The following is a 25,186-nucleotide window of genomic DNA, read 5'->3' as shown; positions in this document are numbered from 1 at the left end:
GGATTTCATGAGGTTATCGATCGGTCTGGCGGCATCCGGGATCAGCCGGTCAGCAGGTCGTAGAGGGCCTCGAATTCCCGGCTGAGCTTGTGCCGGGGATCGAGATGGATCATCGGCAGGGACTGGGAATGGGATTCACGAATCCTGATCGAGGACGACAGGAAGGCGTCCAGGACCGGCAGGCCCTCCGCGCGTAATTCCTCGACCAGCCGCACCGGCAGATTGGCGCGGGACTGAAACTGGTTAACCACGATACCCTCGATGCGCAGGTTGCGATTGTGATCCTCCTGGACCTCGCGGACACTGTCCATCAGGGCATAGAGGGCGCGGCGGGAAAAATCATCGCAGTCAAAGGGTATCAGACAGCTATTGGCGGCAATCAGCGCCGAGCGGGTGAAAAAATTCAAGGCCGGCGGGGTATCGATAAAAATCTCGTCCACGTCCTTGAGGGTATCGAGCGCCTCGCGGAGCTTGTACATCTTATAGCGCGATTCCAGCTTGATCTGGAGTTCTTCCAGGCGGGGATCGGCGGGCATGACGGCCAGGTTGGGAAAGCGGGTCGGCACCCGGTACTCGCTGGGTTTGGCGCCGAAAACCCGGCAGGCCAGAATGTCGTCAAAAAAGCCGGCCAGGGTTTTTTGCTGCTCCTCCAGGGCCGCACCCAGCAGGTAATGGGAGGCGTTGGCCTGCGGATCCAGATCGACCAGGAGGGTCCGCCGACCCCGCGACGCGCTGATGGCGGCCAGGTTGCAGGCGATGGTGGACTTGCCCACGCCCCCTTTCTGGTTGAAGACGACTCGGCGCATGGGGATGATCCAGGGGATTTCAGAGAGGCCGTCAGTTTAATCAAGCCGAGGAAAGGCGTCGATAGCCACGGCGACCCCCGAGGACCAGGTCCACCCCCTGTTACCCAAGGGTCTCGAGGTTTCAACCATGACTGAGTCCCACCCCCAGGCATCCCTGGCCCTCCCTGGCCAAGGCACCAGACCGCATCAAGCGGCCCCGGATTGGCAGGGAGCGATCCGCGCTCGGGATCAGGCCAGCAGTTCCGCCATCCGTTGCCCCATGGCGGCGGGCGAACGGACGATGGCGACGCCGGCCGCCTCCAGGGCGGCGAACTTGCCGGCGGCGGTGCCCTTGCCCCCGGTGATGATGGCGCCGGCATGGCCCATGCGCTTGCCAGAGGGGGCGGTGACGCCGGCGATGTAGGCCACTACCGGCTTGTTGACATGGTCCTTGATGAAATCGGCAGCGGCCTCTTCGGCGCCGCCGCCGATCTCCCCGACCAGGATGACGCCCTCGGTCTGGTCATCCGCCTGGAAGCGCTCCAGGCAGGCAATGAAGTCCATACCGTTGATGGGATCGCCGCCGATACCAATACAGGTACTCTGGCCCAGTCCGACGTTGGTGGTCTGGAAGACCGCCTCGTAGGTCAGGGTGCCGGAGCGGGAGACGATGCCCACGCGACCCGGCTCGTGAATACTGCCGGGCATGATGCCGATCTTGCAGGCGCCGGGGGTGATGATGCCGGGGCAATTGGGCCCGATCAGGACGCTGTCGCTCACCGCCAGGGCGGCCTTAACCTTGAGCATGTCGAGGACCGGGATGCCCTCGGTAATGCAGACGATGACACCGATGCCCGCGTCCGCCGCCTCCAGGATGGCGTCGGCGGCGAAAGCCGCCGGGACATAGATCATGGTGGCGTTGGCCCCGGTCTCGCGCACGGCATCTTGGACCGTGTCGAAGACGGGGCGGTCGAGGTGCTGGGTGCCGCCCTTGCCCGGGGTGACGCCGCCCACCAACTGGGTGCCGTAGGCGATGGCCTGTTCACTGTGGAAGGTGCCCTGCTTGCCGGTAAAGCCCTGGCAAATGACACGGGTGTGCTTGTCAACCAATACGCTCATGTCTGCTTCTCCCTTTAATGCTGGACGCCAGCGGCGGCGACGACTTGGTCGGCGGCCTCGCTCAGGCTGGCGGCGGTGGTGATGGCCAGGTCGCTGGCCGCCAAGAGGGCCAGGCCCTGCTCGGCGTTGGTGCCTTCCAGGCGCACCACCACGGGGACCTTGACCTGGACCTCTCGCACCGCCTGGATGATGCCCTCGGCGATCAGGTCGCAGCGCACGATGCCGCCAAAGATGTTGACCAGCACGGCCTGGACCTTGTCGTCGGAGAGGATGAGCTTGAAGGCCACGGCCACCCGCGCCGCCGTGGCGCCACCGCCGACGTCCAGGAAGTTGGCGGGCGAGCCGCCATGGAGCTGGACCAGGTCCATGGTCGCCATGGCCAGGCCGGCGCCATTGACCATGCAGCCGATGTTGCCGTCCAGGCTGATGTAATTGAGGTCATGCTCCTTGGCCAGGGCCTCGCGGGCATCCTCCTGGCTGATATCGCGCATCGCCACCAGGTCCGGATGCCGGTAGAGGGCGTTGTCATCCAGGTTGAGCTTGGCGTCGAGGGCCATGAGATGGCCGGCCGGGGTCACCACCAGGGGGTTGATCTCCACCAGGCTGGCATCGCAGTCGATGAAGAGTTGGTACAGGCCCTGCATGACCTTGCCCAGGGCCTTGACCTGATCCGGCTCCAGGCCCAGGCCAAAGCCGATCTTGCGGCTCTGCCAGCCCATGAGACCCACCGCCGGATGGACATGGGTGGTCAGGATGCGCTCCGGGGTCTTGGCCGCCACCTCCTCGATGTCCATGCCGCCGTCCGCCGAGGCCATGATGACCACGCGCTTGGCCTCGCGATCCACCAGGGCGCCAAGATACAGCTCGCGCACGCTGTCGGTGGGAGTCTCGATCAGGACCTGGCCGATAGGCAGGCCCTCGGGGCCCGTCTGGTGGGTCTTGAGCCGGGTGCCGACGAGGCGCTCGGTTTCCCGTTCCACCTGCTCGAGACTCTCGGTCAGCACCACGCCGCCCGCCTTGCCGCGCGCCCCGGAGTGGACCTGAGCCTTGACCACCCAGCGCTCGCCACCCAATTCATCGGTGGCCGCCCGCGCCTCGCTGGCCGAGGCGACCGTCAGGCTGCGCGGCACCGGGATGCCATACCGCGCAAACAGGCCCTTTGCCTGATATTCATGTAAATTCATTGACTAATGCCCCTGTACCTGGATTTTGGTGGTTGGCTCGGGTCGGGATGGCCGCGCCCCGGATACCCGGGTCCGCGTCTTCCGCCCTGCCCTATTGTGGTAACCCTTGCGGCTGGACCGGCAGGCCGTCATAGTGGCCCGAGCTATTTTCGACCAATCCCCAGCGGATTACCAACCCTCATTCCCGCGGTGCAACAAGCGAATCCGAGATGACCATATCCGCCCCTCCCCCCCCGCCCCAGACGCAGCCCGGCCCGGAGAGCGACGCCTATCCGAGCTGGCGGGCCATGACCTGGTTCAGTCTCTTTCGCCTGGTCCTGGCCTTCGATCTTTGCCTCCTGCTCTTTGTACCCACCCTGGAGCAACTAATCGGAGACTTTTACCAGACCTCCTGGAGCATCACCATCGTCTTCGCCTATCTGGGTCTGGCCCTGCTGGGCCTGATATTGACCCGTTGGCGCCTTGGCGAAAAAGCGACCCTGATCCAGACCGGGGTCTTTATCGACATCCTGGCCTTCTCCCTCCTCATGCACCACAGTGGCGGCGTCGAGGGCAGCTTCGGTCTGCCGATGGCGATCGCCGTGGCCGTCGGCGCCCTGCTCATGGAGGGGCGACTCTCGCTGCTCTTCGCCGCCTTCGCCACCACCGGCGTCATGGCCGTGCAGATCAATGCCCAACTCTCCGGCCTGGGTCCGAAGGATGGCTTCACCCAGGCGGGCCTCTTGGGCGCTACCTACTTCATGGTCGCCCTCCTGGCCCATGTTCTCTACCGGCGCATCCAGGCGGCGGAACGCCTTGCCGCCAGTCGTCAGGTTGATATCGACGACCTTTCCAAGCTCAACGCCTTCATCATCCAGCGCATGAGCACCGGGGTGCTGGTCATCGACGAAGCCCGGCGCATCCGGCTCGGCAACCAGGCCACCGCAGAACTCCTAGGCACCCCGGACGCCGTGGGCCAGCCACTGGCCAAGGTCGCGCCGGAACTGGCCACCTGGCTGGTGGCGACCCTCGGCCAGCCCCCCCCCGCGCGGGAGCCCAGCCAACCGCCAGGCTCCAGCGTGCGGGTCGGGGAACGCGACATCGAGGCCAGCTATCTCGAGCTTGGTCATGACCCCCAGGGCGCCCTGCTGCTGTTTCTGCGCGACAAACGCGCCCTGCTCCAGGAGGCCCAGCAGATCAAGCTGGCGGCCCTGGGGCGCCTGACAGCCAGCATCGCCCACAACATCCGCAACCCCCTAAGCGCAGTCAAGCACGCCAGTCAACTCCTGGCGGAATCACCGAATCTTGGGGAGGAAGACCAGCATCTGCTGACCATCATCCAGCGTAACAGCGGCCGGATCGACGGTATTGTCGAAAGCGTTCTGCAGCTCTCCCGGGGCCACCCGCCCGAGCTCCAAACCATCGACCTGGGCCTCTGGCTCCGGGAGGAACTCCATGCGGAATTGCTGGAGTCCCGCCAGTTGCCAACTGAAGGCTTCCAAGTCCATATCGCCACTGATACCCCGCCGGCCCGGGTCAATGCCGGACACCTGCATCAAATTCTGGCCAATCTCTGCGATAACGCCATCAAATACGCCCGGACCGCCGGCCAGCCCGCGCGCATCTTCCTAAGCGCTGGCCGGCTGCCGGCCACGGCGGGGGCCTTCATCGAGATCCGCGACGAGGGGGATCCCATCGACCCCGAGATCGCTCGGGAGATGTTCACCCCCTTCTTCACTACCAGCGCCAGCGGTACGGGACTCGGTCTTTATATCGCCCTAGAACTCGCCACCACCAACGGCATCGCCCTTGAATACCGGGCGATGCCGGGGGGTGGCAACAGCTTCCATCTAAGTTTGCCTCCGGCGGCCTGATGCCCCCGGCGACGTCCAGGCCTCGGGGCCTGGGGCGGCCCATGCCTTCCCTCTCGTCAGAGGCGGCCGCAAGGCCGCATAATAGTGGGTAATTTCCACGATGATTACCCCCTGACCCGCTTATGATCCCAGCCCGCGCCCTTGTCGTCGATGATGAACAGGACATCCTGGAACTCCTACGCATCACCCTGTCGCGAATGGGGATCGACTGCCGCGCGGCGCCGGACCTGGCGGCGGCGCGGCGCTACCTGGCGACCGAGACCTTCGACCTCTGCCTGACGGACATGCGTCTGCCCGATGGCGACGGCATTGATCTGGTGCGCCAGATCGCCAGCCAGTTCCCCCAGCTGCCGGTGGCCATGATCACGGCCCATGGCAGCATGGACAGCGCTGTCGCGGCCATGAAGGCCGGCGCCTTCGATTTCGTCTCCAAGCCGGTGGACCTGCAGGTCCTGCGCCGACTGGTGGCGGCAGCCCTGCGGTTGCGCACGACCCTGGCCGAGGAGGGGACCCCCCAGGACCACCCGGCCCTGCTGGGCAAATCCCCCGCCATGGTCGAATTGCGCCGCTTGATCGCCAAACTGGCACGCAACCAGGCCCCCGTCTATGTCAGCGGCGAGAGTGGCACGGGCAAGGAATTGGCCGCGCGCCTGATCCACCTGCTGGGGCCCCGCGCCAGTGCCCCCTTCGTGCCGGTCAACTGTGGCGCCATCCCCCCGGACCTGGTGGAAAGCGAACTCTTTGGCCATCGCAAGGGCGCCTTCACCGGCGCCATCGCCGACAACCCGGGCCTCTTTAAGGCTGCGGATGGGGGAACCCTCTTCCTCGACGAGGTGGCCGATCTGCCCTTGCCCGCCCAGGTCAAGCTGCTGCGCGTCCTCCAGGAAAAGAAGGCACGACCGGTCGGCGGACAACTGGAGGTTCCCATCGATGTGCGCCTGATCAGCGCCACCCACCGCGATCTGGCGGCCGAGGTGGCCAGCAGCCGCTTCCGCCAGGACCTCTTCTATCGTATCAACGTCATCGAGCTGCGCCTGCCGCCCCTGCGCGAGCGCACCGGCGACATTCCGCTGCTGGCGGAACACTTCCTCGCCCGTATCGCCCACCAGAACGGCCAGGCGGCACCGCGATTGACGGCAGCGGCCCTCGCCGCCCTCGCGCGTTATGCCTTCCCCGGCAATGTCCGGGAACTGGAGAATGTGCTAGAGCGTGCCCTGGCCCTGGCCGATGGCGATACCCTGGAGGCGACGGACCTCTATCTTCCCGAGCCCCTGGCCCCCGAGGCACCCGCCCCGGTCGGCGGCGACCCCCTGGAGTCGCGGGTAGCCGATGTCTCCCTGGAAGACTCCCTGGGCCAGATCCAGCGCCAGGCCATCCAGCGCGCCCTGGAGGACAACCACTGGAACCGCACCGCCGCCGCCCGGCAGCTCGGGATGAGTCTGCGAGCGCTCCGTTATCGTTTGGCCAAGCTGGGCATCGAATGACCACTCCCAACCACCCCCAGAGTTCTCCCCCACGGGGTCCGGACGCGGAGCCCGCCGCCGATGGCTTCGTGCACTGGTTCCGCCACGCCACGCCCTATGTCCATGCCCATCGCGGGCGCACCTTCGTCATCGCCTTCGGGGGCGAGGCGGTGGCCGACAAGGGTTTTCGCGACCTGGTCCATGACCTGGCCACCCTCCATGGCCTGGGTATCCGCCTGGTCCTGGTCCACGGCGCCCGCCCGCAGATCCAGGCCAGCCTGGCGCGGCGCGGCGCCGGCTTTCGCTATGTCAAGGGCCTGCGCGTCACCGACGCCGAGGCCCTGGCCAGCGTCAAGGAGGCCGCGGGCAGCCTGCGGGTGGAGATCGAGGCCCTCTTCTCCCAGGGCCTGGCCAACTCCCCCATGGCCGGGGTGCGCATCCCCGTCGCCTCCGGCAACTTCGTTACCGCCAAGCCCCTGGGGGTCCTGGACGGGGTCGATTATCTGCACACCGGTGTGGTGCGTCGCATCGACCGCGACGCCCTCCAGCAGCGGCTGGACGACGGTGCCGTGGCCCTGATGCCGCCCATCGGCTATTCCCCCACGGGGGAGGTCTTCAACCTGAGCGCGGCGGACGTGGCCCGCTCGGCGGCCATTGCCCTCCAGGCCGATAAGCTGATCTTCCTGCTGGAGGAAGAGGAGGGCCTGACCGATGCCAACGGCCAGCTCGTCTCCAATATCCTCAGCCGGGAGGTGGCGGGGTTGCTGGAGACCGATACCCGTCTCGCGGGGGATCTGGCCCAGGCCCTGCGCGCCGGCGCCGATGCCTGCATCCAGGGGGTCAAACGCGTCCATCTCGTCCCGCGTTGCCTGGATGGCGCCCTCCTCCGCGAGCTCTTCACCCGCGATGGCGTGGGCACCCTCATCACCGACCTCCCCTTCGAGGAGTTGCGTCCGGCCCGCATCGACGACGTCGCCGGCATCCTGGAGCTACTGCGGCCCCTGGAGGAGTCCGGTGCCCTGGTGCGCCGCTCCCGCGAGCGCCTGGAGACCGAGATCGACCGCTTCTTCCTGATGGAGCGCGACGGCATGGCCAGCGCCTGCGCCGCCTTTTACGGCTACCCGGCGGAGGGCATGGCCGAACTCGCCTGCCTGGCCGTCAACCCGGAATACCGCAATCGCGGCCGGGGTGCCCTGCTCCTGGAGCGCATGGAGGACCTGGCCCGCCAGCGCGGCATCAGTCGCCTCTTTGTCCTCACCACCCAGACCGCCCACTGGTTTCGGGAGCGCGGCTTCGAACCCGCCCGCCTAACGGACCTGCCCATGGCCAAGCAGGTCCTCTACAACTATCAGCGCAATTCCAAGGTCTTCATCAAGCGGCTCCAGGCTGGCGGCCCCGGCCAGGCCTAGAGGACGGGGCCCAGGGTGGCGATGGTGTTGTTCCAGAGCTGGCGCCACCCGCTCCAGGCCGCGACCTGCTCCTGAGTGATGGGCTGGGACTGGGCGATATAGTGCTCCTGGCGCTGGCGGATCGCCGCGGTGAGGGCCTCGTCCCGGATCAGGACATTGTTCTCGTAGTTGAGATCGAAGCTACGGCGATCCATGTTGGCGGAACCGATGAGGGCGATCTCGCCATCGAGGGTGATGGTCTTGGCGTGCAGCAGGCCGCCCAGGAACTCGTAAATCTCGACCCCGGCCTCTAGCAAATCGGCGTAATAGCTGCGACTGGCGGCGGCCACGACCCAGGAATCGTTGCGGGCGGGGAGGATGATCAGCGTCTTCACCCCGCGGCGGGCGCAGGCACAGAGGGCGGCTTGCATGGATTCGTTAGGGACATAGTAGGGGGTCGTGATGGTCAGGTCCCGGCGCGCGGCGAACATCAAGGTCGCGAACAGCTCGGGCATGGCGGCATTGCGGACCGTGGGACCCGTGCCCATGGCCTGGGCGACAAAGCCCCCATCGAGGACAGGCCAGGGCCCGCCCGGCAGCCCGCTCAGGTCGTCCCCCTCGTTGTTGGCCATCCAGTCGCTGGCGAAGAGCCACTGATTCTGCCGGGCGATGGGCCCCTCGAAGCGCGCCAGGATATCCACCCAGGGCCCGTATTTGGCCTTGATGAGAAAGGCGGGATCGGCACAATTCTGGCTGCCGCACCAGGTGATGCGGTTATCGATGATGGCCAGCTTGCGGTGATTGCGCAGATCCACCCGCCCGCAGGGGACCCAGCAGGGAGCCCAGCAAGGGATTGCCGGTGGGCAGGGCACGGCCCAGAGACACCCCGGCCGCCGCCATCTGGCCCCAAAGCGCCGAGCGGATCAGCAGCCGCGAGCCCAGGTCGTCCGCCATGGCCCGGCAGATGACGCCGCGCCTGGCGGCCCGCATCAGGGCCTGGGCCACCCGGGTGCCATTCTTGTCCGGCAGCCAGATGTAAAACAGCAGATGCACCTGCTGGCGAGCGGCATCAATGTCCGCCACCAGCTCAGCGATGGCACTGTCGGAATCCTCCGCCAGATAGCCCTGGTTACCGCGACGGGGCGCAAAGCCGGTAATGGACTGGCCAAGGTCGAACAGATGCTGGTAGCGCGCCGGGGCGACCGGTTCGCCTACCCATGCCGCGCCGCCGGGCGGGACGGCGACCATCTCGGGATCCGGCAGGCGCGCCAGGGTCTGGCGCAGCCGTTCCGCCCGCCGCCGACCGATACTGGTCTCCCCCAGGAGGAGGTAGGCCAGGATGCCCATGACCGGGAAAACGAGGATGACCAGGACCCAGGCGATACGCGAGGCCGGTTCCCGATGCGGACGCATCAGGGCCCGCAGCACCAGGGCGGCCTGGATGGTCAGATGGCCGATCACGGCTAGGAGGCTGAAAAATTCGGGCTCGTTCATGGTGCGCAGGCTTATCTAAGGATCAAACCCGGCCATCCTAACGGGCAAGGTAGTTCCTTGGAAAACCTTGGTGGCAATCCTCGGCGGAGGGCATCCGCCGCCGCCAGGGTTCACTGCCGGCCTTCATGGGGCGGGATGGCAGGCAGGAGCCCTTTGTCTGACGATAGCGGCTAAGGGATACCTCTGACTTGGCGGCACACCCTGAGCTATTCGTCGCTCCTCAAGGTGCCAGCGGTCAGCCCCGCTTCGCTGTCGGCGGCACTGACGCTGACCGTAGCGGCGGCGTCATCGCTGGTCAGGGTCACCATGGCGCTGGCGGACGTCCCCACGGCATAACCCGTGCCGGCGACCAAGGTCAGGATAATACTTTCGTCGATCTCCACCCGGCTGTCCTGGAGCGGGGTAACCGTCTTAGTGACCTTGGCCACGTTGGCCGGGAAGCTGACGCTGGTGCCCAGCGCCGTATAGTCGCGGCCCGCGGTGGCGGTGCCGCTGACGCCATAGTTAACCGTCAGGGCGGCGGCAATGCTCCCCGCGCGGGTGAAGGTGTAGCGCCCGGTGGTCAGGTCGGCCTCGGTGGCGCTGGCATCGCTGGCGCTGACGCTGACGGTTTGGGTCACCGGCTCATCGCTGGTGATCGTCACCGTGGCACTGGCCGGGCCACCCACGGCGTAGTTCGGGCTGGGGTTCAGGTCAGGGTATAGCCGAGGTGAGGGCGGCGGTGTCGCCGGTGCGGGTGAAGGTGTATCGCCCGGTGGTGAGCCCGGCCTCGGTGGCGGTTTTGTCGCTGGCGGCCACGGTGATGACCACCGGGACAAAGCTGGCGCTGACCGCGCAGGGGGCGGTGATGGGACCGGTGGTGTAGGTGGTACCGGACAGGCTGCCCTCGCAGCCACTTACCGTGCCAATGCTGTAGCCGGTGTCGGGCGTGACGGCGAAGCTGGTGGTGGCGCCATGGGCCACCGTCTGGCTGGCCGGGCTGATGCTGCCGTTGGCCCCGGCGGTGGCGGTGACGGTGTAGCTGGCCAGATCGTCGCTGGTCAGGGTCACGCTGGCGCTGGCCGGACTGCCCAAACTGTAATCGGTATCAGTGGCCAGGGTCAGAATGACCGTCTCGTCGACTTCCACCAGGCTATCCTGCAGCGGGTTGACGGTCTTGGTGGCGGTGCTCGCCCCCGCCACGAAGTTGACGCTGGTGCCCAGTGCGGTGTAATCGCTGCCGCTGGTGGCGGTGCCGGTCACCGTGTAGTTGAGCGTCAGGGCGGTGCCCGTGTCGCCCATGCGACTAAAGGTGAAGGTGCCCGTGGTGAGGCCCGCCTCGGTCGCGCGGTTATCGGAGGCCGTAACGGTGACGGTGGTGGTGGTCGGCAAGGCGGCGACCGCCCGCGCCAGGTTAATGCGGGGCTTCTGGACGCTGGTAACCTTGCCATCGGTGAGCGTATCGCCTTGAGTCGTCAGAGAGTTTTTTACCTGGGCGGGGGTGAGATAACTGCCGGTCCTGGCCTTGGCGGCATGCTGGAGAACGGCGGCGGCGCCGGCGGCGTAAGGGCAGGCCGCCGAGGTGCCACCAAAGCTTGAGTAGAAATCTCCGGTGCTGTAACCACCGGTCCCGACGATGTCCGCCGTATAGGCCTGGTTCGCGGGGGCGAAGAGGGTCAGGAAGGTGGCGGAATTCGAGTAGGCGGTCACCTTATCGGCCACCGTGCTCTCGGCAACGTAGTAACCCGTGGCACAACCGGTGGTGGAAATCTTAGTGGCGCAAGAGCCCGCATTGACGCAGGGGGTATAGGTGCCAAAGTTGGCGTCATAGACCGCGCCAACCGAGTTGACGTAGGAAATACAGGCCGGCCAGGCCAGGCTGGAGCAATAGCCATCATTACCCGAAGAGGCAAAGAGGGTGATGCCCGCGGCCACCGCATTGGCGGCGGCGGTGGTCATGGCTGGTACGGCGGTGTCGCAGGCGGCGGCATAACCGCCGCCGCCGAAACTGGTGCTGATGATGAGGATGGGGTTGGCCGGGTCGTCATGCTGGTGGGTGATCGCCCATTCCCAGCCGGCAATCATGCTGGAATCGGAGGCCGAGCCGCCGGTACCTTGGGAAATCTTGATGGCATAGAGCTTGGCGCCGGGGGCGACCCCGCCGATGTAGTCGCCAGCGTCCCCCAGGTCGCCGGCGGCAATACCGGCGCAGGCGGTGCCGTGGGGATGGCCGGTGGCGCTGTTCGGCCGGGGGTCGGCGTCATCATCGCCGGTGTCGTAACCGCCGATGACCTTGTCGTTGAAGATGGGGCTGCCGCCCCCACCCAGGCGCGGGTGGGCGGTGTCGATGCCGGTATCGCAGATGGCGATGCTCATGCCGCTACCGTCATAGGTCCCGCTCGGGGTATCGGCGGCCATCAGGGGGAGGCCCTGACGCAGATGGGGCTCCAAAACCCCATCCGGCTCGACGCGCAGAACGGCGGGATTAGCCAGGAGCTGCTCCAAGGCCGCGGCGGTGACGCGGGCGGCAAAGCCAAATTGATAGGAGAAGCGGTGGGTGACGGTGAGGCCGTGCCGCTGGAGTTGGGCGATGGCCTGGTCCACCGCTGGGGAGACGGTGGCGCGCAACTGGGTGCGGATGGCCGGATCCTGGAGGTCGTAGAAGACGGGGGCCTCCACTGCTTGGATCAAGGCCGCGGGGCGATTGGCGGATAACGCGGATTGGGCGGCGAGTTCCGCGGCCTCCGCCGTGGGCTGCAGGGTGACGATCACCGCCGTGTCGCTGGCACCCGCCTCAAAAGCCGCCATGAGGGTATCGGCATTGAGGAGTTTGGGGTCATTCGCCACGTCGAGGGGCGGAGCGACCGGCGGGAGGCGGCCCGGGGCCGGGTCCTGGAAACCGGGAGTGGCCGCGGTGGGCGCCGCGACGATGGGTCTATCGAGCGCGGTGGGCGGCGTGGTCACCACGGGGACCAGCGGCCCGGCGAGGGTGGGCGCCTGGCCGGCACCCAGGAGCACGAGGAGGAATGAGACAAGAAAAATGAGGCCGCCCCTGCGGTTGGCGGCCCGTGACACCCAGGAGGCGGGGAGAATTTTCACTTGAATCACTCCATAACGGGATGGTTAAGACGGGTATTCATTGGGCAGCGACGGCACCCCGGCCGAGAGTCCTCCTGTCCCTGGCGCTTGTCAACCCACCAAATACGACATTTTGTGCGCTAGCCCATTGTTAATAATATAATTGATACTTACAAAAATATTTGAGATGCCGGAAACGATCTCGATCGATCCTGATCTTGTGTGGGAAGGGAGACGCGCCAGCGGGATGGATGCGTCCTTCGGCAGCGGTGCCAGGGGCACTGGTCCCACAACAAAATCCGGCTGAACAAAAATCCAGCTTGACATGCCCATCGCTATATAAGAAACTGTTGATGTTCTGAAGCGCTTTATGGTGGTTCAGGCACTCCTCCATCCTCCTTTGGTGGTAAAAACTTTTAGCGCGACTTCCCCGTCGCGCTTTTTTTTGCCCGCCTTTTGGCCGCTCGCGGACCGGGGTTCGCTTCCAGATCCCGTCGCCAGGCCCCCGGTACCCACCCGGGAGGTCACACTGTGTTTCAATAGGCCTGCCGCGCAGCCGCTGGCGGTGCAACCCTTTGGCCAGCCTCTTTCCGGTTTACCCCCTTGTCGATAAAAAAACCCGCGCCAGCCCCCGATACTGCCCTGGATCCAGCCACGGACCCCTCCGCTCCCAAGCATACCCCGGTGATGCAGCAGTATTTGCGCATCAAGGCGGAGCACCCGGACAAGCTGCTCTTTTACCGCATGGGCGACTTCTACGAACTCTTCTTCGAGGACGCGGAGCGGGCGGCGCGACTGCTGGATATTACCTTGACCAAGCGCGGCCATTCCGGGGGGGCGCCCATCCCCATGGCGGGGGTGCCCTATCACGCGGTGGAGGGCTATCTGGCCAAGCTGGTGCGCCAGGGGGTCGCGGTGGCCCTCTGCGAACAGATGGGCGACCCCGCCAAGGCCAAGGGCCCGGTGGAACGGCGGGTGGCGCGCATCGTCACCCCGGGCACCCTGAGCGACGAGGCCCTGCTGGAGGAGCGGCGGGAAAACCTGCTGGCGGCGGTGGCGGAAGGGGCAGGTCCTGGGGAAGGTCCTGGGGAAGGGCCAGGGGACCGCCAGGGAGCCGCGACCTGGGAGGGGCCAAGGGGTGTCACTTACGGCCTGGCCTGGATTGAGGTCTCCAGCGGCCGTTTCGCCGTCATGGAGGTGACGGGCGCAGAGGCCCTAAGGGGCGAGCTCGGCCGCCTGGCCCCGGCGGAGACACTGTTCGACGAGGACAGCCGCCTGCCCGGCGCCCTGGGCCTGGCCCACGGCATCAGCCGTCGGCCGGCCTGGCACTTCGATCGTGACAGCGGCGAGCGCCTGCTATGCGCCCAGTTCGGCAGCCGCAACCTCACGGCTTTTGGCTGCGCTGCCTTGCCCCTGGCGGTGGGGGCCGCCGGCTGCCTGCTCCAGTACGTCAAGGATACCCAACGCGCCGCCCTGCCCCATATCCAGGGCCTGACGACGGAGAGCCGCGACGAGGCGGTGATCCTGGACGCCGCCACCCGGCGCAATCTGGAGATCGAGCGCAGCCTCGCGGAGCGCTCGGAGGCTTGCCTGGCGGGGGTCATGGACCAGACGGTGACGGCCATGGGCAGCCGGCTGCTACGGCGCTGGCTGGCGCGACCCCTGCGCGCTATTGGGTTGGTGCGCCAGCGCCATGACGCCATTGCCGAGTTGCTGGAAAGCGAAGGCGAGCGGCCCCTCCGGGAGGAACTGGCCGGCATAGGCGACCTGGAGCGCATCCTGGCCCGCATCGCCCTGGGCAGCGCCCGGCCACGGGACCTGGCGGTGCTGCGCGACTCCCTGGCGCGCCTCCCCGCCCTCCAGGTCCTGCTGGCCCCGCGGGAGACACCCCTGGTCCAGGACCTGGCCCGGGCGGCCAGCACCCATCCCCAGGTAGTGGAGCTGCTGCGGCGGGCCCTGATCGAGCACCCCCCAGCCCTGATCCGCGACGGCGGCGTCCTGGCCCGTGGCTATGACCCCGAGCTCGATGATCTGCGCGACCTCTCCACCAACGCCGACCGCTTCCTGCTGGAACTGGAGACCCGCGAGCGCGAGCGCTCCGGCCTGGCCAATCTGCGCGTCACCTACAACCGGGTCCACGGCTACGCCATCGAGGTCAGCCGCAGTCAGGCGGATCAGGTACCGGCGGACTATGTGCGCCGCCAGACCCTCAAGGGCGCGGAGCGCTATGTCACGCCCGAACTCAAGCGCTTCGAGGATCAGGTGCTGTCCGCCCGGGAGCGCTCCCTGGCGCGGGAGAAGGCCCTCTACGAGGAGTTGCTGGAACGGCTGAGGGTCGGGTTAAGCGTCCTGCAAACGACCGCCACCGCCATCGCCACCCTGGACGTGCTGGCGAATCTGGCGGAGCGGGCCCGCACCCTGGACTGGTGCCGACCGGAACTGACCGAGGAGCCCGCCATCGATATCCGCGGGGGCCGTCACCCGGTGGTGGAGGCGGTCAGCGACCGCCCCTTCGTCGCCAATGATGTCCGCTTCGACCCGGAGCGCCGCATGCTGGTGGTCACGGGCCCCAACATGGGCGGCAAATCCACCTACATGCGCCAGACCGCCCTCATCGTCCTCATGGCCCTGGCGGGCAGCTATGTACCCGCCGCCGCCGTCCGGCTGGGGCCAGTAGACCGCATCTTCTCGCGCATCGGGGCCTCGGATGACCTGGCGGGCGGCCGCTCCACCTTCATGGTGGAGATGGAGGAGACGGCCCTCATCCTCCACAACGCCACGGAGCACAGCCTGGTGCTGATGGACGAGATCGGCAGGGGCACCAGCACCTTCGACGGCCTATCCCTGGCCTGGGCCTGCGGGGTCGAACTGGCGGCACGGATTCGGGCCTTCACCCTCTTCGCTACCCATTACTTTGAGTTGACCACCCTGCCGGCGGAATACCCGGGCATCGCCAACGTCCATCTGGACGCGGTGGAATACGGGGACAGCATCGTCTTCCTGCACGCGGTGCGCGAGGGCCCAGCCAACCAGAGCTACGGTCTCCAGGTGGCGAGTCTGGCGGGGGTACCCAAGGCCGTCATCGACCGCGCCCGCCTGCGGCTGCGGGAACTGGAGGATGCCGCCCAGCGCCACAGCCAGGGCCAATCGACCTCGACGCAGTTATCCCTCTTCACGCTGGAGGAGCCCAATCCCGCGGTAGAGGTGCTGCGGGACCTCGACCCGGAGAGCCTGACGCCGCTGCAGGCCCTGGAGTTGGTCTTCCAACTCAAGGCGTTGGCATCGGGCAAGGGGACAGGGGCCGTGAAAAGGGTACGGCGCAAACGAGCCTCGGGCCCTGAGGGCACCCTCACCCTCCTGTAGCGCAGAGCACCTGACGCCTGACGGACGGCAAGATACCCCCCTGGCGTCGCGATGACAGCCAGGCTTTTCCGCCTGGGGCACCCGGAGACACCAGCCGCTGTGGGCCTCTCAGCCCTTGAGGGCCTCCAGGGACTCCCAACGGACGTAGGCGTCCGCGAGTTCTTTTTCCAGTATCCCGAGCCGGTCGCGGGTGGCGGAGATGTCCATCACCGAACCCTGGTAGAAGGCGGCGTCCGCCATTCGGGCATGAATCCCCGCCACCTCCGCCTCCAGGGCCTCAATACGGGGCGGCAGGGCCTCGAGTTCACGCTGTTCCTTGAAGCCCAGCTTGTTGCGTTTAGCCGGGACCCTGGCAGCGGGGGCTAGCCCCGGAAAAGCCTTGGTGGACTTGGTGGGACGGCCCTTCTCGGGCTCCGGCGCTAGGCGCTGGCGACGCCAGTCCTCGTAGCCACCGACGTATTCCCGCACCCGGCCATCGCCCTCGAAGACCAGGGTGCTGGTGACCACGGCATCGAGCAGAGCGCGGTCGTGGCTGACCAGCAGCAGAGTACCCTGGAAGTCCAGCAGCAACTCCTCCAGCAGCTCCAGGGTCTCGGTGTCGAGATCGTTGGTGGGCTCGTCCATGACCAGCAGGTTGGCGGGCTGGGTGAAGAGCCGGGCCAGCAGCAGGCGATTGCGCTCGCCACCCGAGAGGGCGCGCACCGGCTGACGGATGCGCTCGGGGGTGAAGAGGAAGTCCTTGAGATAGGAGAGGACATGGCGGCTATGACCGTCGATGGTCACCTTGTCGCTGCCGCCGGCGACATTGTCCAGCACCGACTTATCCTCGTCGAGCTGGGCGCGGAGCTGATCGAAATAGGCCACCTGGAGGTTGGTGCCGCGGCGGATGCTGCCGCTGTTAGGCTCGAGCTGGCCCAGCAGCAGCTTCAGCAGGGTGGTTTTGCCCGCGCCATTGGGGCCCATGATGCCGACCTTATCGCCGCGCAGGATGAGGGTATTGAGGTCCCGCACCACGGGGGCGCCGCCCCAGGCATAGGTGACATCCTCGGCCTCCACCACCAGTTTGCCCGAGCGCTCGGCCTCGCCGAGGCGTAGCCGCGCCTTGCCCATCTGCTCGCGGCGTTCCTGGCGCTCTTCCCGCAGATCCTTGAGAGCACGGACCCGGCCCTCGTTACGGGTACGGCGGGCCTTGATGCCCTGGCGGATCCAGACCTCCTCCTCCGAGAGCTTCTGGTCGAAGCGGGCATTGGCGACCTGCTCCGCGTGGAGCCGTTCCTCGCGACGCCGCAGATAGTTGTCATAGTTGCCCGGCCAGTCCGTCAGCCGCCCCCGGTCGAGTTCCAGGATGCGGGTCGCCAGCTTGCGCAGGAAGAGGCGGTCGTGGGTGACGAAGAGGATGGCGCCGGGAAACTCGGGCAGGAAGCCCTCCAGCCAGTCGATGGCCTGGATGTCCAGGTGGTTGGTGGGCTCGTCGAGCAGCAGCAGGTCGGGCTCTCGCACCAGGGCCCGCGCCAGTAGGACGCGGCGCTGGAGGCCCCCGGAGAGGCTGGCAAAGTCGGCCTCCGGGTCCAGGTCCAGCCGCGACAGGGTGCGTTCGGTCCGCTGCTCGATCTCCCAGCCGCCGGCGGCCTCCAGCCGCTGCTGGACCCGCGACAGCTGTTCCAGGAGCTCCTCGGCCTGAGCCGCGCCGACCGGGGCGCCCTCACCGCCCCCAGCCCCATCCAGACGATGGCTCAGGTCGTGATATTCGCGGACCAGCTCCCCCTGTTCGCCGAGCCCGCCGGCCACCAGGTCGAAGGCGCTGCCCCCCATGCCCTCGGGCACCTCCTGGGTCAGGCGGGCGATGGTCGCGCCCTCGCGCACCCAGACCTCGCCCCCATCGGGCTGGACCTCGCCCGCCAGGATGCGCAGCAGGGTGGATTTACCGGTGCCGTTGCGGCCGATGAGACAGACCCGCTCACCCCGCTCGAGCTCGCAGCTCACCTCCTCCAGGAGGGGCGGATGGCCATAGGAGAGGGTGAGGGAACGCAGACTGACGAGTGGCATGGGCCTTTAATCACTCCGCTTGAGGAGGGACGCCAGGTCACCAAAGGGTTTGTGCGTGGCAGTCTTGGTGGTGGCGGCCGAGGGCCCGCCGCCGGCACGGCCAGCGGCGATGGCGGCCAGGTGTTCCTCGTACCGCTGGTGCTCATTGTCGTGACAATAGAGGCAGAGGAGTTCCCAGTTGCTACCGTCCGCCGGGTTGTTGTCGTGATCCATGTCCTTATGGTGAACCGTCAACTCCCGCAGATTTTCGTTGCCGAAGTGGCGGCCACAACGGCCGCAGACCCAGGGATAGAGCTTGAGGGCCTGATCGCGGTAGCCCAGGGCGCGCTCATCGCGGGCCTGGCGGGCCGCGGCCACGACCTGGTCAAGCTTACCGAGGTCAATCTGCTTGCCCGTGAGGGCATGTCTGGGGTTACTGGGGTCGGTCATGGCGTCCTCCGAGCGAAACTAAACGGCTAGCCCGGCAAGATTAGAACAAATGACCGCCTCGTGCCTAACCGAACGCGGCAACCCCTGTCCGGGACAACCGCCCGGATCGGGGCGGGAGGGGGATTCCTCAGTCCTCCGGCACCCGCACCGCCAGCACATCACAGTAGGCGCCGTTAAGGACGCTGCGGGCGGTGGAGCCCAGCAGGACTGCTAAACCGTGGCGCCCGTGGCTGCCGACCAGGATGAGGTCCGCCCCCAGTTCCTCGGCGACCCGCAGGATGGTGTGGCCCGTATTGCCGATCTCGACATGGCAATCCCCTTCGGCCACGCCCAGGCGCTCCCCCAGGGTCGCCATCTGACGCGAGGCGACATCCAGCAATTCCTGCTCGAGGTCGAAGCCCTCTGGCAGCACCAGATCGCCGGAATAGGCCATGGGCAGATACTCCACCACATGCAGCAGGCTGAGACGCGCCCCGAACAGGTCGCGCAACTCGACCGCGCGAGCGATCAGGTTCTCGGATTGGTCGGAGAAATCCACCGCCGTCAGGATGAGTGAATACTTGGATACGGACATGATGAGCCCCTCGATTTTGCCCCGTTGCGACCTTTATTATAGTCCCGGATTAAGGGGGTCTCGAGGTAAGACCCCCAACCTGCCGTAATAGCCGTAACGAGAGCGCCACCCATGCCGACCATGACCGACCCGCAAAACTCACCCTTCGACCTCGACCAGCCGGAGGCCTATCAGCGCTGGCGTCAGGCCAAGCTGGAGGCCCACCCGCAGCGGGTGGAGGACCTGATCGTCGAGGTCCAGGACCCGCGCCACCTCACTCCCACCGAGCACGACGCCATTCTCGACCGTTGTCGCCGCGCCAACATGGCCATCTATATCAGCGGGCTGGGCGACGACCCCGACAAGGACATCATCCGGGCCCTGGGCGAGCAATTTGGTCTGCGCCGCCTGGATCACAACGCCGGAGCGGACGAGGATGCCATCACCTCCCTCAAGGTGCAGACCGACGACCGCCACGCTGGATATATCCCCTACACGACCCGGCCCATCGCCTGGCACACGGATGGTTACTACAACCGGCCCGAGCGCCAGATCCATGGCCTGCTGCTGCACTGCGTTCACCCCGCCGCCAGCGGCGGGGACAATGACCTCCTCGACCACGAGATCGCCTACCTCGCCCTGCGCGATCGGAACCCCGACTATGTCCAGGCCCTCATGCACCCGCGGGCCATGACCATCCCGGCCAATCTGGCCGGGGGGGAGGATGGGCGCCCGGAACAGCCCGGCCCCGTCTTCTCGGTGCGACCGGATGGGCGTCTGCACATGCGTTACACGGATCGTAAACGCAACATTGCCTGGCGCGATGATCCCCTGACCCAGGAGGCCGTCATTGCCCTGAAGGAGATCCTCGACAGTGGCCTGGCGGCCCACTTCCACGCCCGGCTGGAGCCCGGCTGGGGACTCATCTGCAACAATGTGCTGCACACCCGCACCAGCTTCGAGGAAGGCCAGCCCCCCCGCCTCCTCTATCGTGCCCGCTTTTACGATCGGCTGGGGGGGACCTGAGACGTGGCCCGACGGCCACCCCGCGCAAGAGCCGGCCTGGCCGGCACCGCAAGGTTAATGAGCCGAGGGTCAGCGACCCTCCGGACCTTCGGGAGAAAGGCTACTGACCCGTAGCATCCTGGATGGGTTTGCGCTCGATCCGGGCGCGGTTCTCCATATCTTTGAGCAGGCTATCGTAATAACCCCGGCCTAGCACCTGGGTCAGTTCACGGCTGGCCTGCGTCAGGGCGGCCTCGTCCAGGTTGGCCTTGTTGCCATCCACCACCTCGGTAACGGCCACCACCAGGGCATCGCCATCGGCGGCAGGCCGCTGGCTGTAGCTGGCGGCGCCCGGGGCCGGTCTGGGCAGAGTGAAGGCCAGATCGATGATCTCTCCCGGCACGGACTCCGCGTCACGCTGCACCAGCCCGGTCTCGGTGATGGGGTAGTCCCCCGCGACAGTGGTCAGGGCCTCGCCGGCCTTGAGCCGTTCGGTCATAGCCTGGGCCGCCGCCTGGGCCGCCACGCCGGCCTTCTGTTCACGAATGGCGGCTATGATCTCATCGCGCACCGCCTCCAGGGGTTTGGGGGCCGCCTCCTCGTGTTCGGTCACCCGCAGCACCAGGGCCTGGAGAGCCTCGGCCTCGGGCTCGATCAGGTCGCTATTGACCCCCTCGTGCAGCACCTCGGGGCTGAAGGCCGCCGCAACCAGCTTGGGGTTGGCCAGCAGGTCGGCGCCGCCTTCACGGCCGATCCAGTCGCTGGACTGGAGTTTCAGACCCAGGGCCTCCGCCGCCGGCACCAGGCTGTCCGGGTTTTCATAGACCAAGTTGGCCAGGCGTTCCGCCATATCATAGAAGACCGCCTCGGCACCGCCGCGGGTGGCCTCGGCCACGAGTTGTTCCCTGACCTCTGCAAAGGGCTTGAGGGTCTCGGGCTGGATCTCGGTGACCTGGATCAGGTGATAGCCGAATTGGCTGCGCACCGGCTCGCTGGTCTTGCCGGTTTCCAGACTGAAGGCCGCCTGTTCGAAGGCCGGGTCCATGACCCCCTTACCGAACATACCCAGATCACCCCCTTGAGGGGCGGAGCCGGGGTCCTGGGAGAGTTCGCGGGCCAGAATGGCAAAGTCCTCGCCAGCGGCCAAACGCACCTGAATGGCCTCCAGGCGGGCCTTGGCCTCCGCCTCGGCGGTGGCATCGGCGCCCGCGGCCAGGGTCACCAGGATGTGACGGGCGCGGCGTTGTTCCGGTTCGCGGAAACGCCCCTGCTCTTCGTCATAAAGACGCCGCAGAGACTCCTCGTCCAGGGGCTGACCCGCGTCAAGGGTCGCGGCATCCAGGACCAGATAGGAGAGCTTGACCCGTTCGGGAGTCAGGTAGCGGTCCGCATGGGCCTGATACCAGCCCTGAAGCTCCTCTTCGGAGACGGGGGCGGTATCCAGGAAGCCGGCCTTGGGGACGCGGATGTAAGCCAGGCGGCGCTGCTGACGATCCAGGCGGATGGCCTCGGCCATCTCTACGTCGGTGGCCAGCTCGCTTGCGTCGACGGCGCGTTGAATCTGGGTGCCAACGATGCGTTGACGCAGGCTCTCTTCATACTGAGGGGCGCTGGTACCCTGCAGTTCCAGCATGCGGTCATAGGTCGCCTTATCGAAGCGGCCATCCCGCTGAAAGGCGGGATTGGAGAGGATGGCGGCCTGGAGTTCCCGGTTTGAGGCACGCAGCCCCATGTTGTGGGATGCCTGAAGCAGGAGCTGCTCCTGGATCATGCCATTCAACACCTGGGCGCGCAGGGCCTGCTCCTCGAAGAGTTCGGGCCGGTAGGCAGCCCCCAAGCGCTCCCGCAACCGCATCCGGGTCTCCTCGACTTGCCTGTCAAAGGACCGGGCCGTGATCTCGGTGCCATTGACGGTGGCGACGACGGGTTCGGTGCCGCCGCCAATATAGGATTGGATGCCCCAGAAGGCGAAAGGAATGCTGATGAGGATCACAGCCCCCCATGCAATCCAGCCCTGAGCGCGTTCTCGAATCTCTTGCAGCATGATGGGTCCGATGTTGCCTTGAGTGATAGGAAGGAGTAATTGGGAAAGGGCACGTCCCGAGGCCGGGGGGTCAGGCCTTGAACCCCCGGATGAAAGAGGCACAAATGAAAACGGGGTACCCTCTGAAGGATACCCCGCGTTCGCTTATTGGCGGAGTGGACGGGGCTCGAACCCGCGACCCCCGGCGTGACAGGCCGGTATTCTGACCAACTGAACTACCACTCCTTAGAAACTTTGGTGGGTGCTGCAGGGTTCGAACCTGCGACCCTCGCCTTGTAAGGGCGATGCTCTCCCAACTGAGCTAAGCACCCCGATATCGGGGCGCTCCCGACTGACCGCATTTATTGTACTGCGTCCTTCAGCCCTTTGCCAGCCTTGAATGCCGGCGTCCGCGAGGCGGCGATGGCGATAATCTGGCCCGTCTTGGGATTACGTCCCGACCGGGCGGCGCGCTCCTTAACGGAGAAGGTGCCAAAACCCAGAATCGAAACATTCTCTTTATTTTTAAGACTCACCGCAATGGCATCCGTGAGTCCGTCAAAGGCACGCCCCGCCGCGGCCTTGGAAATGTCACCCGCCTCCGCCATGGCCTCAATCAAGTCCGACTTATTCATTTTCCCCCCTTGTAATAATATTAGGGCCTACGAAAACGCCCTGCGTCCGTGGCCCGATGTCGATTGCGGAGCCTGTGTCTTCGCTACCGGAAAATACGGAGGCCGCACGCCCAAGCCATCACCCCGACCACGGACCTCATGGCGAAGACATTATAGGATTCCGCCCAGACGGGCAATCACTTTCACCCCCGTATCCCAACCTGGCCTGGTCGGGTGCCTGTCAGTGCCGGATGACGGCCCCGGCCCGCTCCGCAGCCAGTTCCCCGGATTCCGCGACGGGCACCTCCACCTCGGGCAGTATCTCCAGGGGCCCGGGCCGGGCACTCAGGGCAATATCTAGCACCTCATCGATCCAGCGCACCGGGCGAATGTCGAGATGCTGCTTGATATTCTTGGGAATCTCGATCAAATCTCGTTCATTATCCCGCGGAATTATGACAATCTCGATACCGCCACGATGGGCCGCCAACAGCTTTTCCTTGAGGCCACCGATAGGCAGCACCTCGCCGCGCAGGGTGATCTCACCGGTCATGGCGACGGAGGATCGCACCGGCACCCGCGTCAGGGCCGAGACCAGGGCGGTGCACATGGCCACCCCGGCACTGGGTCCGTCCTTAGGCGTAGCACCCTCGGGGACATGGATGTGGACATCGGTCTTCTGGTGAAAATCCGGATTGATGCCAAGGGATTCGGCCCGGCTACGGACCACGGTCATGGCGGCCTGGATGGACTCCTGCATGACATCACCCAACTGGCCCGTATAGGTAAACTTGCCCTTGCCCGGCACCAGGGCGGACTCGATACGCAGCAACTCGCCGCCCACCTCGGTCCAGGCCAGACCGGTAACCTGGCCCACCTGATCCCGCTCGTCGGCGCGGCCATAGCGAAAACGGGGAACCCCCAGGTATTTCTCCAGGGACTTGGGCACGACCACCAGCTTGCCCAACTTGGGCTTGAGCAGGATCTCCTTGACGACCTTGCGGCAGATCTTGGAGATTTCCCGTTCCAGGTTGCGCACCCCCGCTTCGCGGGTGTAATAGCGGACGATGTCACGCAGGGCGCTATCGCGAATCGTCACCTCGTCATCCTTGAGGCCATTGTTTTTCAACTGCTTGGGAATCAGGTAGCGCTCGGCGATATTGACCTTCTCGTCCTCCGTATAGCCGGAGAGACGGATGACCTCCATGCGATCGAGCAGCGCCGGGGGAATGTTCAGGGTGTTGGCCGTGGCCACGAACATGACCTCGGAGAGGTCGAAATCGCATTCGAGATAGTGATCGACGAAGGTATGGTTCTGCTCTGGGTCCAGGACCTCCAGCAGGGCCGAGGCCGGATCGCCCCGGAAATCCATACTCATCTTATCGATCTCGTCGAGCAGGAAAAAGGCGTTGCGGGAGCCGACCTTGGACAGGTTGTGGATGATCTTGCCCGGCAGGGCGCCGATGTAGGTGCGTCGATGACCACGAATCTCCGCCTCGTCGCGCACCCCACCGAGGGACATGCGCACGAACTTGCGATTGGTGGCACGCGCGATGGACTGCCCCAGCGAGGTCTTGCCGACGCCCGGGGGCCCCACCAGGCAGAGGATGGGCCCCTTGAGCTTGCGCACCCGCTGCTGTACCGCCAGGTATTCAAGGATACGTTCCTTAACCTTATCCAGGCCGTAGTGATCCTTTTCCAGTACCTCCGAGGCCAGGGTCAGGTCATTGCGAATGCGGGTGCGTTTCTTCCAGGGGACGTTGACGAGGGTGTCGATATAGTTACGCACCACCGTCGCCTCGGAAGACATGGGTGCCATGAGCTTGAATTTTCGCAATTCGCCCAAGGCCTTGTCCTTGGCCTCCTTGGGCATTCCAGCCTCCTCGATGCGCTTGGCCAGTTCATCAATCTCACTCGGTGGTGCCTCATCCAAGTCGCCCAGTTCCTTCTGGATGGCCTTCATCTGCTCGTTGAGGTAGTACTCGCGCTGGTTCTTCTCCATCTGCTTTTTGACGCGGCCACGGATACGCTTCTCCGTCTGGAGAATGTCGTTTTCCCCCTCCATCAGCCCCATCAAATGCTCGATACGTTCCTGGGTATCGAGAATCTCCAGCACATGCTGCTTCTCATCCAGCCCCAGGGACATATGCGCGGCCAGAGTGTCCGCCAGGCGCGCGGCGTCATCGATGCCCGCCAGGGAGGTCAGGACCTCGGGCGGCACCTTCTTGTTAAGCTTGACGTACTGGTCGAAGAGGCTCACGGCCGACCGCATCAGCACCTCCATCTCCCGCTCGTCCATCGTGACCCGCTCAATCAGAGGAGTCACTTCGGCGACAAAGAGATGGTCGGTGTGAATAAAGGCGTCGATGCGCGCCCGGCGGATGCCCTCCACCAGGACCTTGACGGTGCCGTCAGGCAACTTGAGGAGTTGCAGGATGTTGGCAAGGGTGCCTACCTCATGAAGATCCGGGGCATCCGGCTCGTCGGTGTCGGCGCTCTTCTGGGCGATGAGCAGGATCTGCTTATCGCTGGACATGGCGCTATCAAGCGCCCGAATTGACTTGTCCCGGCCGACGAAGAGGGGAATCACCATGTGGGGATAGACGACGACATCCCGCAGCGGCAGGACCGGCACTTCCTGGGGAAAATCAGGGTTTGCAATCTTCGAGGTGTCTTTCAGGGCCATGGGCGAGAAGGCGCTCCTAAGGAAATATGGGGATCAGCTCACCTGGGTACCGGTTAGGGCGATTCTGGCCCGAACCGGCGGGCTGGATTGAGGGACGGCGATAAGATCACCGATTGAGAAGGAT

Annotated in this window: 16 protein-coding genes, 2 tRNA genes and 1 pseudogene; 5 read left to right on the top strand and 14 right to left on the bottom strand. The window is 65.8% G+C overall.

Annotation, left to right across the window (positions count from 1 at the left end):
* Positions 1–41 precede the first annotated feature (41 nt).
* The 3 genes from IPN92_10910 to sucC form a co-directional block, all read right to left on the bottom strand.
* Positions 42–806 (bottom strand): ParA family protein, encoded by a 765-nt coding sequence (locus tag IPN92_10910; GenBank protein MBK8638758.1) that lies wholly within the window; start codon positions 804–806, stop codon positions 42–44.
* A 228-nt stretch (positions 807–1,034) separates the two neighbouring features.
* Entirely contained in the window at positions 1,035–1,904 is an 870-nt protein-coding gene (gene sucD / locus IPN92_10905; GenBank protein MBK8638757.1) for a succinate--CoA ligase subunit alpha, read from the bottom strand.
* A 14-nt stretch (positions 1,905–1,918) separates the two neighbouring features.
* Entirely contained in the window at positions 1,919–3,088 is a 1,170-nt protein-coding gene (gene sucC, locus IPN92_10900) for an ADP-forming succinate--CoA ligase subunit beta (protein MBK8638756.1), read from the bottom strand.
* 209 nt (positions 3,089–3,297) lie between these two features.
* Here sucC and IPN92_10895 point away from each other — a divergent pair, with 209 nt between their 5' ends.
* The 3 genes from IPN92_10895 (at position 3,298) to argA (ending at position 7,813) form a co-directional block, all read left to right on the top strand.
* The gene (locus IPN92_10895; GenBank protein MBK8638755.1) at positions 3,298–4,941 is read left to right on the top strand and encodes a PAS domain-containing protein; all 1,644 of its coding nucleotides are present in this window, start codon (positions 3,298–3,300) and stop codon (positions 4,939–4,941) included.
* Between the two features lie 122 nt (positions 4,942–5,063).
* Positions 5,064–6,425, top strand: coding sequence for a sigma-54-dependent Fis family transcriptional regulator (locus IPN92_10890; GenBank protein ID MBK8638754.1), 1,362 nt, complete (start codon positions 5,064–5,066; stop codon positions 6,423–6,425).
* Positions 6,422–7,813 (top strand): amino-acid N-acetyltransferase, encoded by a 1,392-nt coding sequence (argA, locus tag IPN92_10885; protein ID MBK8638753.1) that lies wholly within the window; start codon positions 6,422–6,424, stop codon positions 7,811–7,813. Before IPN92_10890 ends, argA begins: the two co-directional genes overlap by 4 nt.
* On the opposite strand, the pseudogene cls reads toward argA, so the two are convergent.
* The 3 genes and pseudogenes from cls to IPN92_10870 form a co-directional block, all read right to left on the bottom strand.
* Positions 7,810–9,286 (bottom strand): annotated as a pseudogene (gene cls / locus IPN92_10880) (cardiolipin synthase). The gene argA and the pseudogene cls overlap by 4 nt on opposite strands.
* A 206-nt stretch (positions 9,287–9,492) precedes the next feature.
* Entirely contained in the window at positions 9,493–9,954 is a 462-nt protein-coding gene (locus IPN92_10875) for a hypothetical protein (GenBank protein ID MBK8638752.1), read from the bottom strand.
* Positions 9,955–9,979: 25 nt separating this feature from the next.
* Positions 9,980–12,364, bottom strand: a complete 2,385-nt coding sequence (locus tag IPN92_10870) for a S8 family serine peptidase (GenBank protein MBK8638751.1) — start codon at positions 12,362–12,364, stop codon at positions 9,980–9,982.
* Between the two features lie 666 nt (positions 12,365–13,030).
* On the opposite strand from IPN92_10870, the gene mutS reads away from it, so the two are divergent.
* Positions 13,031–15,706: a DNA mismatch repair protein MutS gene (mutS, locus tag IPN92_10865; protein MBK8638750.1), complete on the top strand. Its 2,676-nt coding sequence runs from the start codon at positions 13,031–13,033 to the stop codon at positions 15,704–15,706.
* A gap of 108 nt (positions 15,707–15,814) precedes the next feature.
* Here mutS and IPN92_10860 read toward each other — a convergent pair whose 3' ends face one another.
* The 3 genes from IPN92_10860 to IPN92_10850 form a co-directional block, all read right to left on the bottom strand.
* Positions 15,815–17,752, bottom strand: a complete 1,938-nt coding sequence (locus IPN92_10860; GenBank protein ID MBK8638749.1) for an ATP-binding cassette domain-containing protein — start codon at positions 17,750–17,752, stop codon at positions 15,815–15,817.
* 6 nt (positions 17,753–17,758) lie between these two features.
* A complete protein-coding gene (locus tag IPN92_10855; GenBank protein ID MBK8638748.1) occupies positions 17,759–18,181 on the bottom strand; it encodes an HNH nuclease family protein in 423 nt (140 codons plus the stop codon).
* 127 nt (positions 18,182–18,308) lie between these two features.
* On the bottom strand, positions 18,309–18,755 hold the full coding sequence (locus IPN92_10850; GenBank protein ID MBK8638747.1) for a universal stress protein: 447 nt from the start codon (positions 18,753–18,755) through the stop codon (positions 18,309–18,311).
* Between the two features lie 120 nt (positions 18,756–18,875).
* Between IPN92_10850 and IPN92_10845 the strand changes: the two genes are divergently transcribed.
* Positions 18,876–19,760, top strand: coding sequence for a TauD/TfdA family dioxygenase (locus IPN92_10845; protein MBK8638746.1), 885 nt, complete (start codon positions 18,876–18,878; stop codon positions 19,758–19,760).
* Positions 19,761–19,860: 100 nt separating this feature from the next.
* Here IPN92_10845 and IPN92_10840 read toward each other — a convergent pair whose 3' ends face one another.
* From IPN92_10840 to lon, 5 genes are all read right to left on the bottom strand, one after another.
* Positions 19,861–21,783 carry a SurA N-terminal domain-containing protein gene (locus IPN92_10840; protein MBK8638745.1) on the bottom strand — a complete coding sequence of 641 codons (1,923 nt, stop codon included), beginning with the start codon at positions 21,781–21,783 and terminating at the stop codon, positions 19,861–19,863.
* A gap of 148 nt (positions 21,784–21,931) precedes the next feature.
* Positions 21,932–22,008: transfer RNA gene (locus IPN92_10835), tRNA-Asp, on the bottom strand.
* A gap of 10 nt (positions 22,009–22,018) precedes the next feature.
* A tRNA-Val gene (locus tag IPN92_10830) sits at positions 22,019–22,094 on the bottom strand.
* Positions 22,095–22,124: 30 nt separating this feature from the next.
* Positions 22,125–22,397 carry an HU family DNA-binding protein gene (locus IPN92_10825; GenBank protein ID MBK8638744.1) on the bottom strand — a complete coding sequence of 91 codons (273 nt, stop codon included), beginning with the start codon at positions 22,395–22,397 and terminating at the stop codon, positions 22,125–22,127.
* Between the two features lie 220 nt (positions 22,398–22,617).
* Complete coding sequence (lon, locus tag IPN92_10820) at positions 22,618–25,062, bottom strand: endopeptidase La (protein MBK8638743.1); 2,445 nt, start codon at positions 25,060–25,062, stop codon at positions 22,618–22,620.
* Between the last annotated feature and the right edge of the window lie 124 nt (positions 25,063–25,186).

The organism is Chromatiaceae bacterium (assembly GCA_016714645.1).
In the GTDB taxonomy this organism is placed as follows: Bacteria; Pseudomonadota; Gammaproteobacteria; order Chromatiales; family Chromatiaceae; genus M0108.
This window is presented reverse-complemented; position numbering and strand designations above follow the sequence as displayed.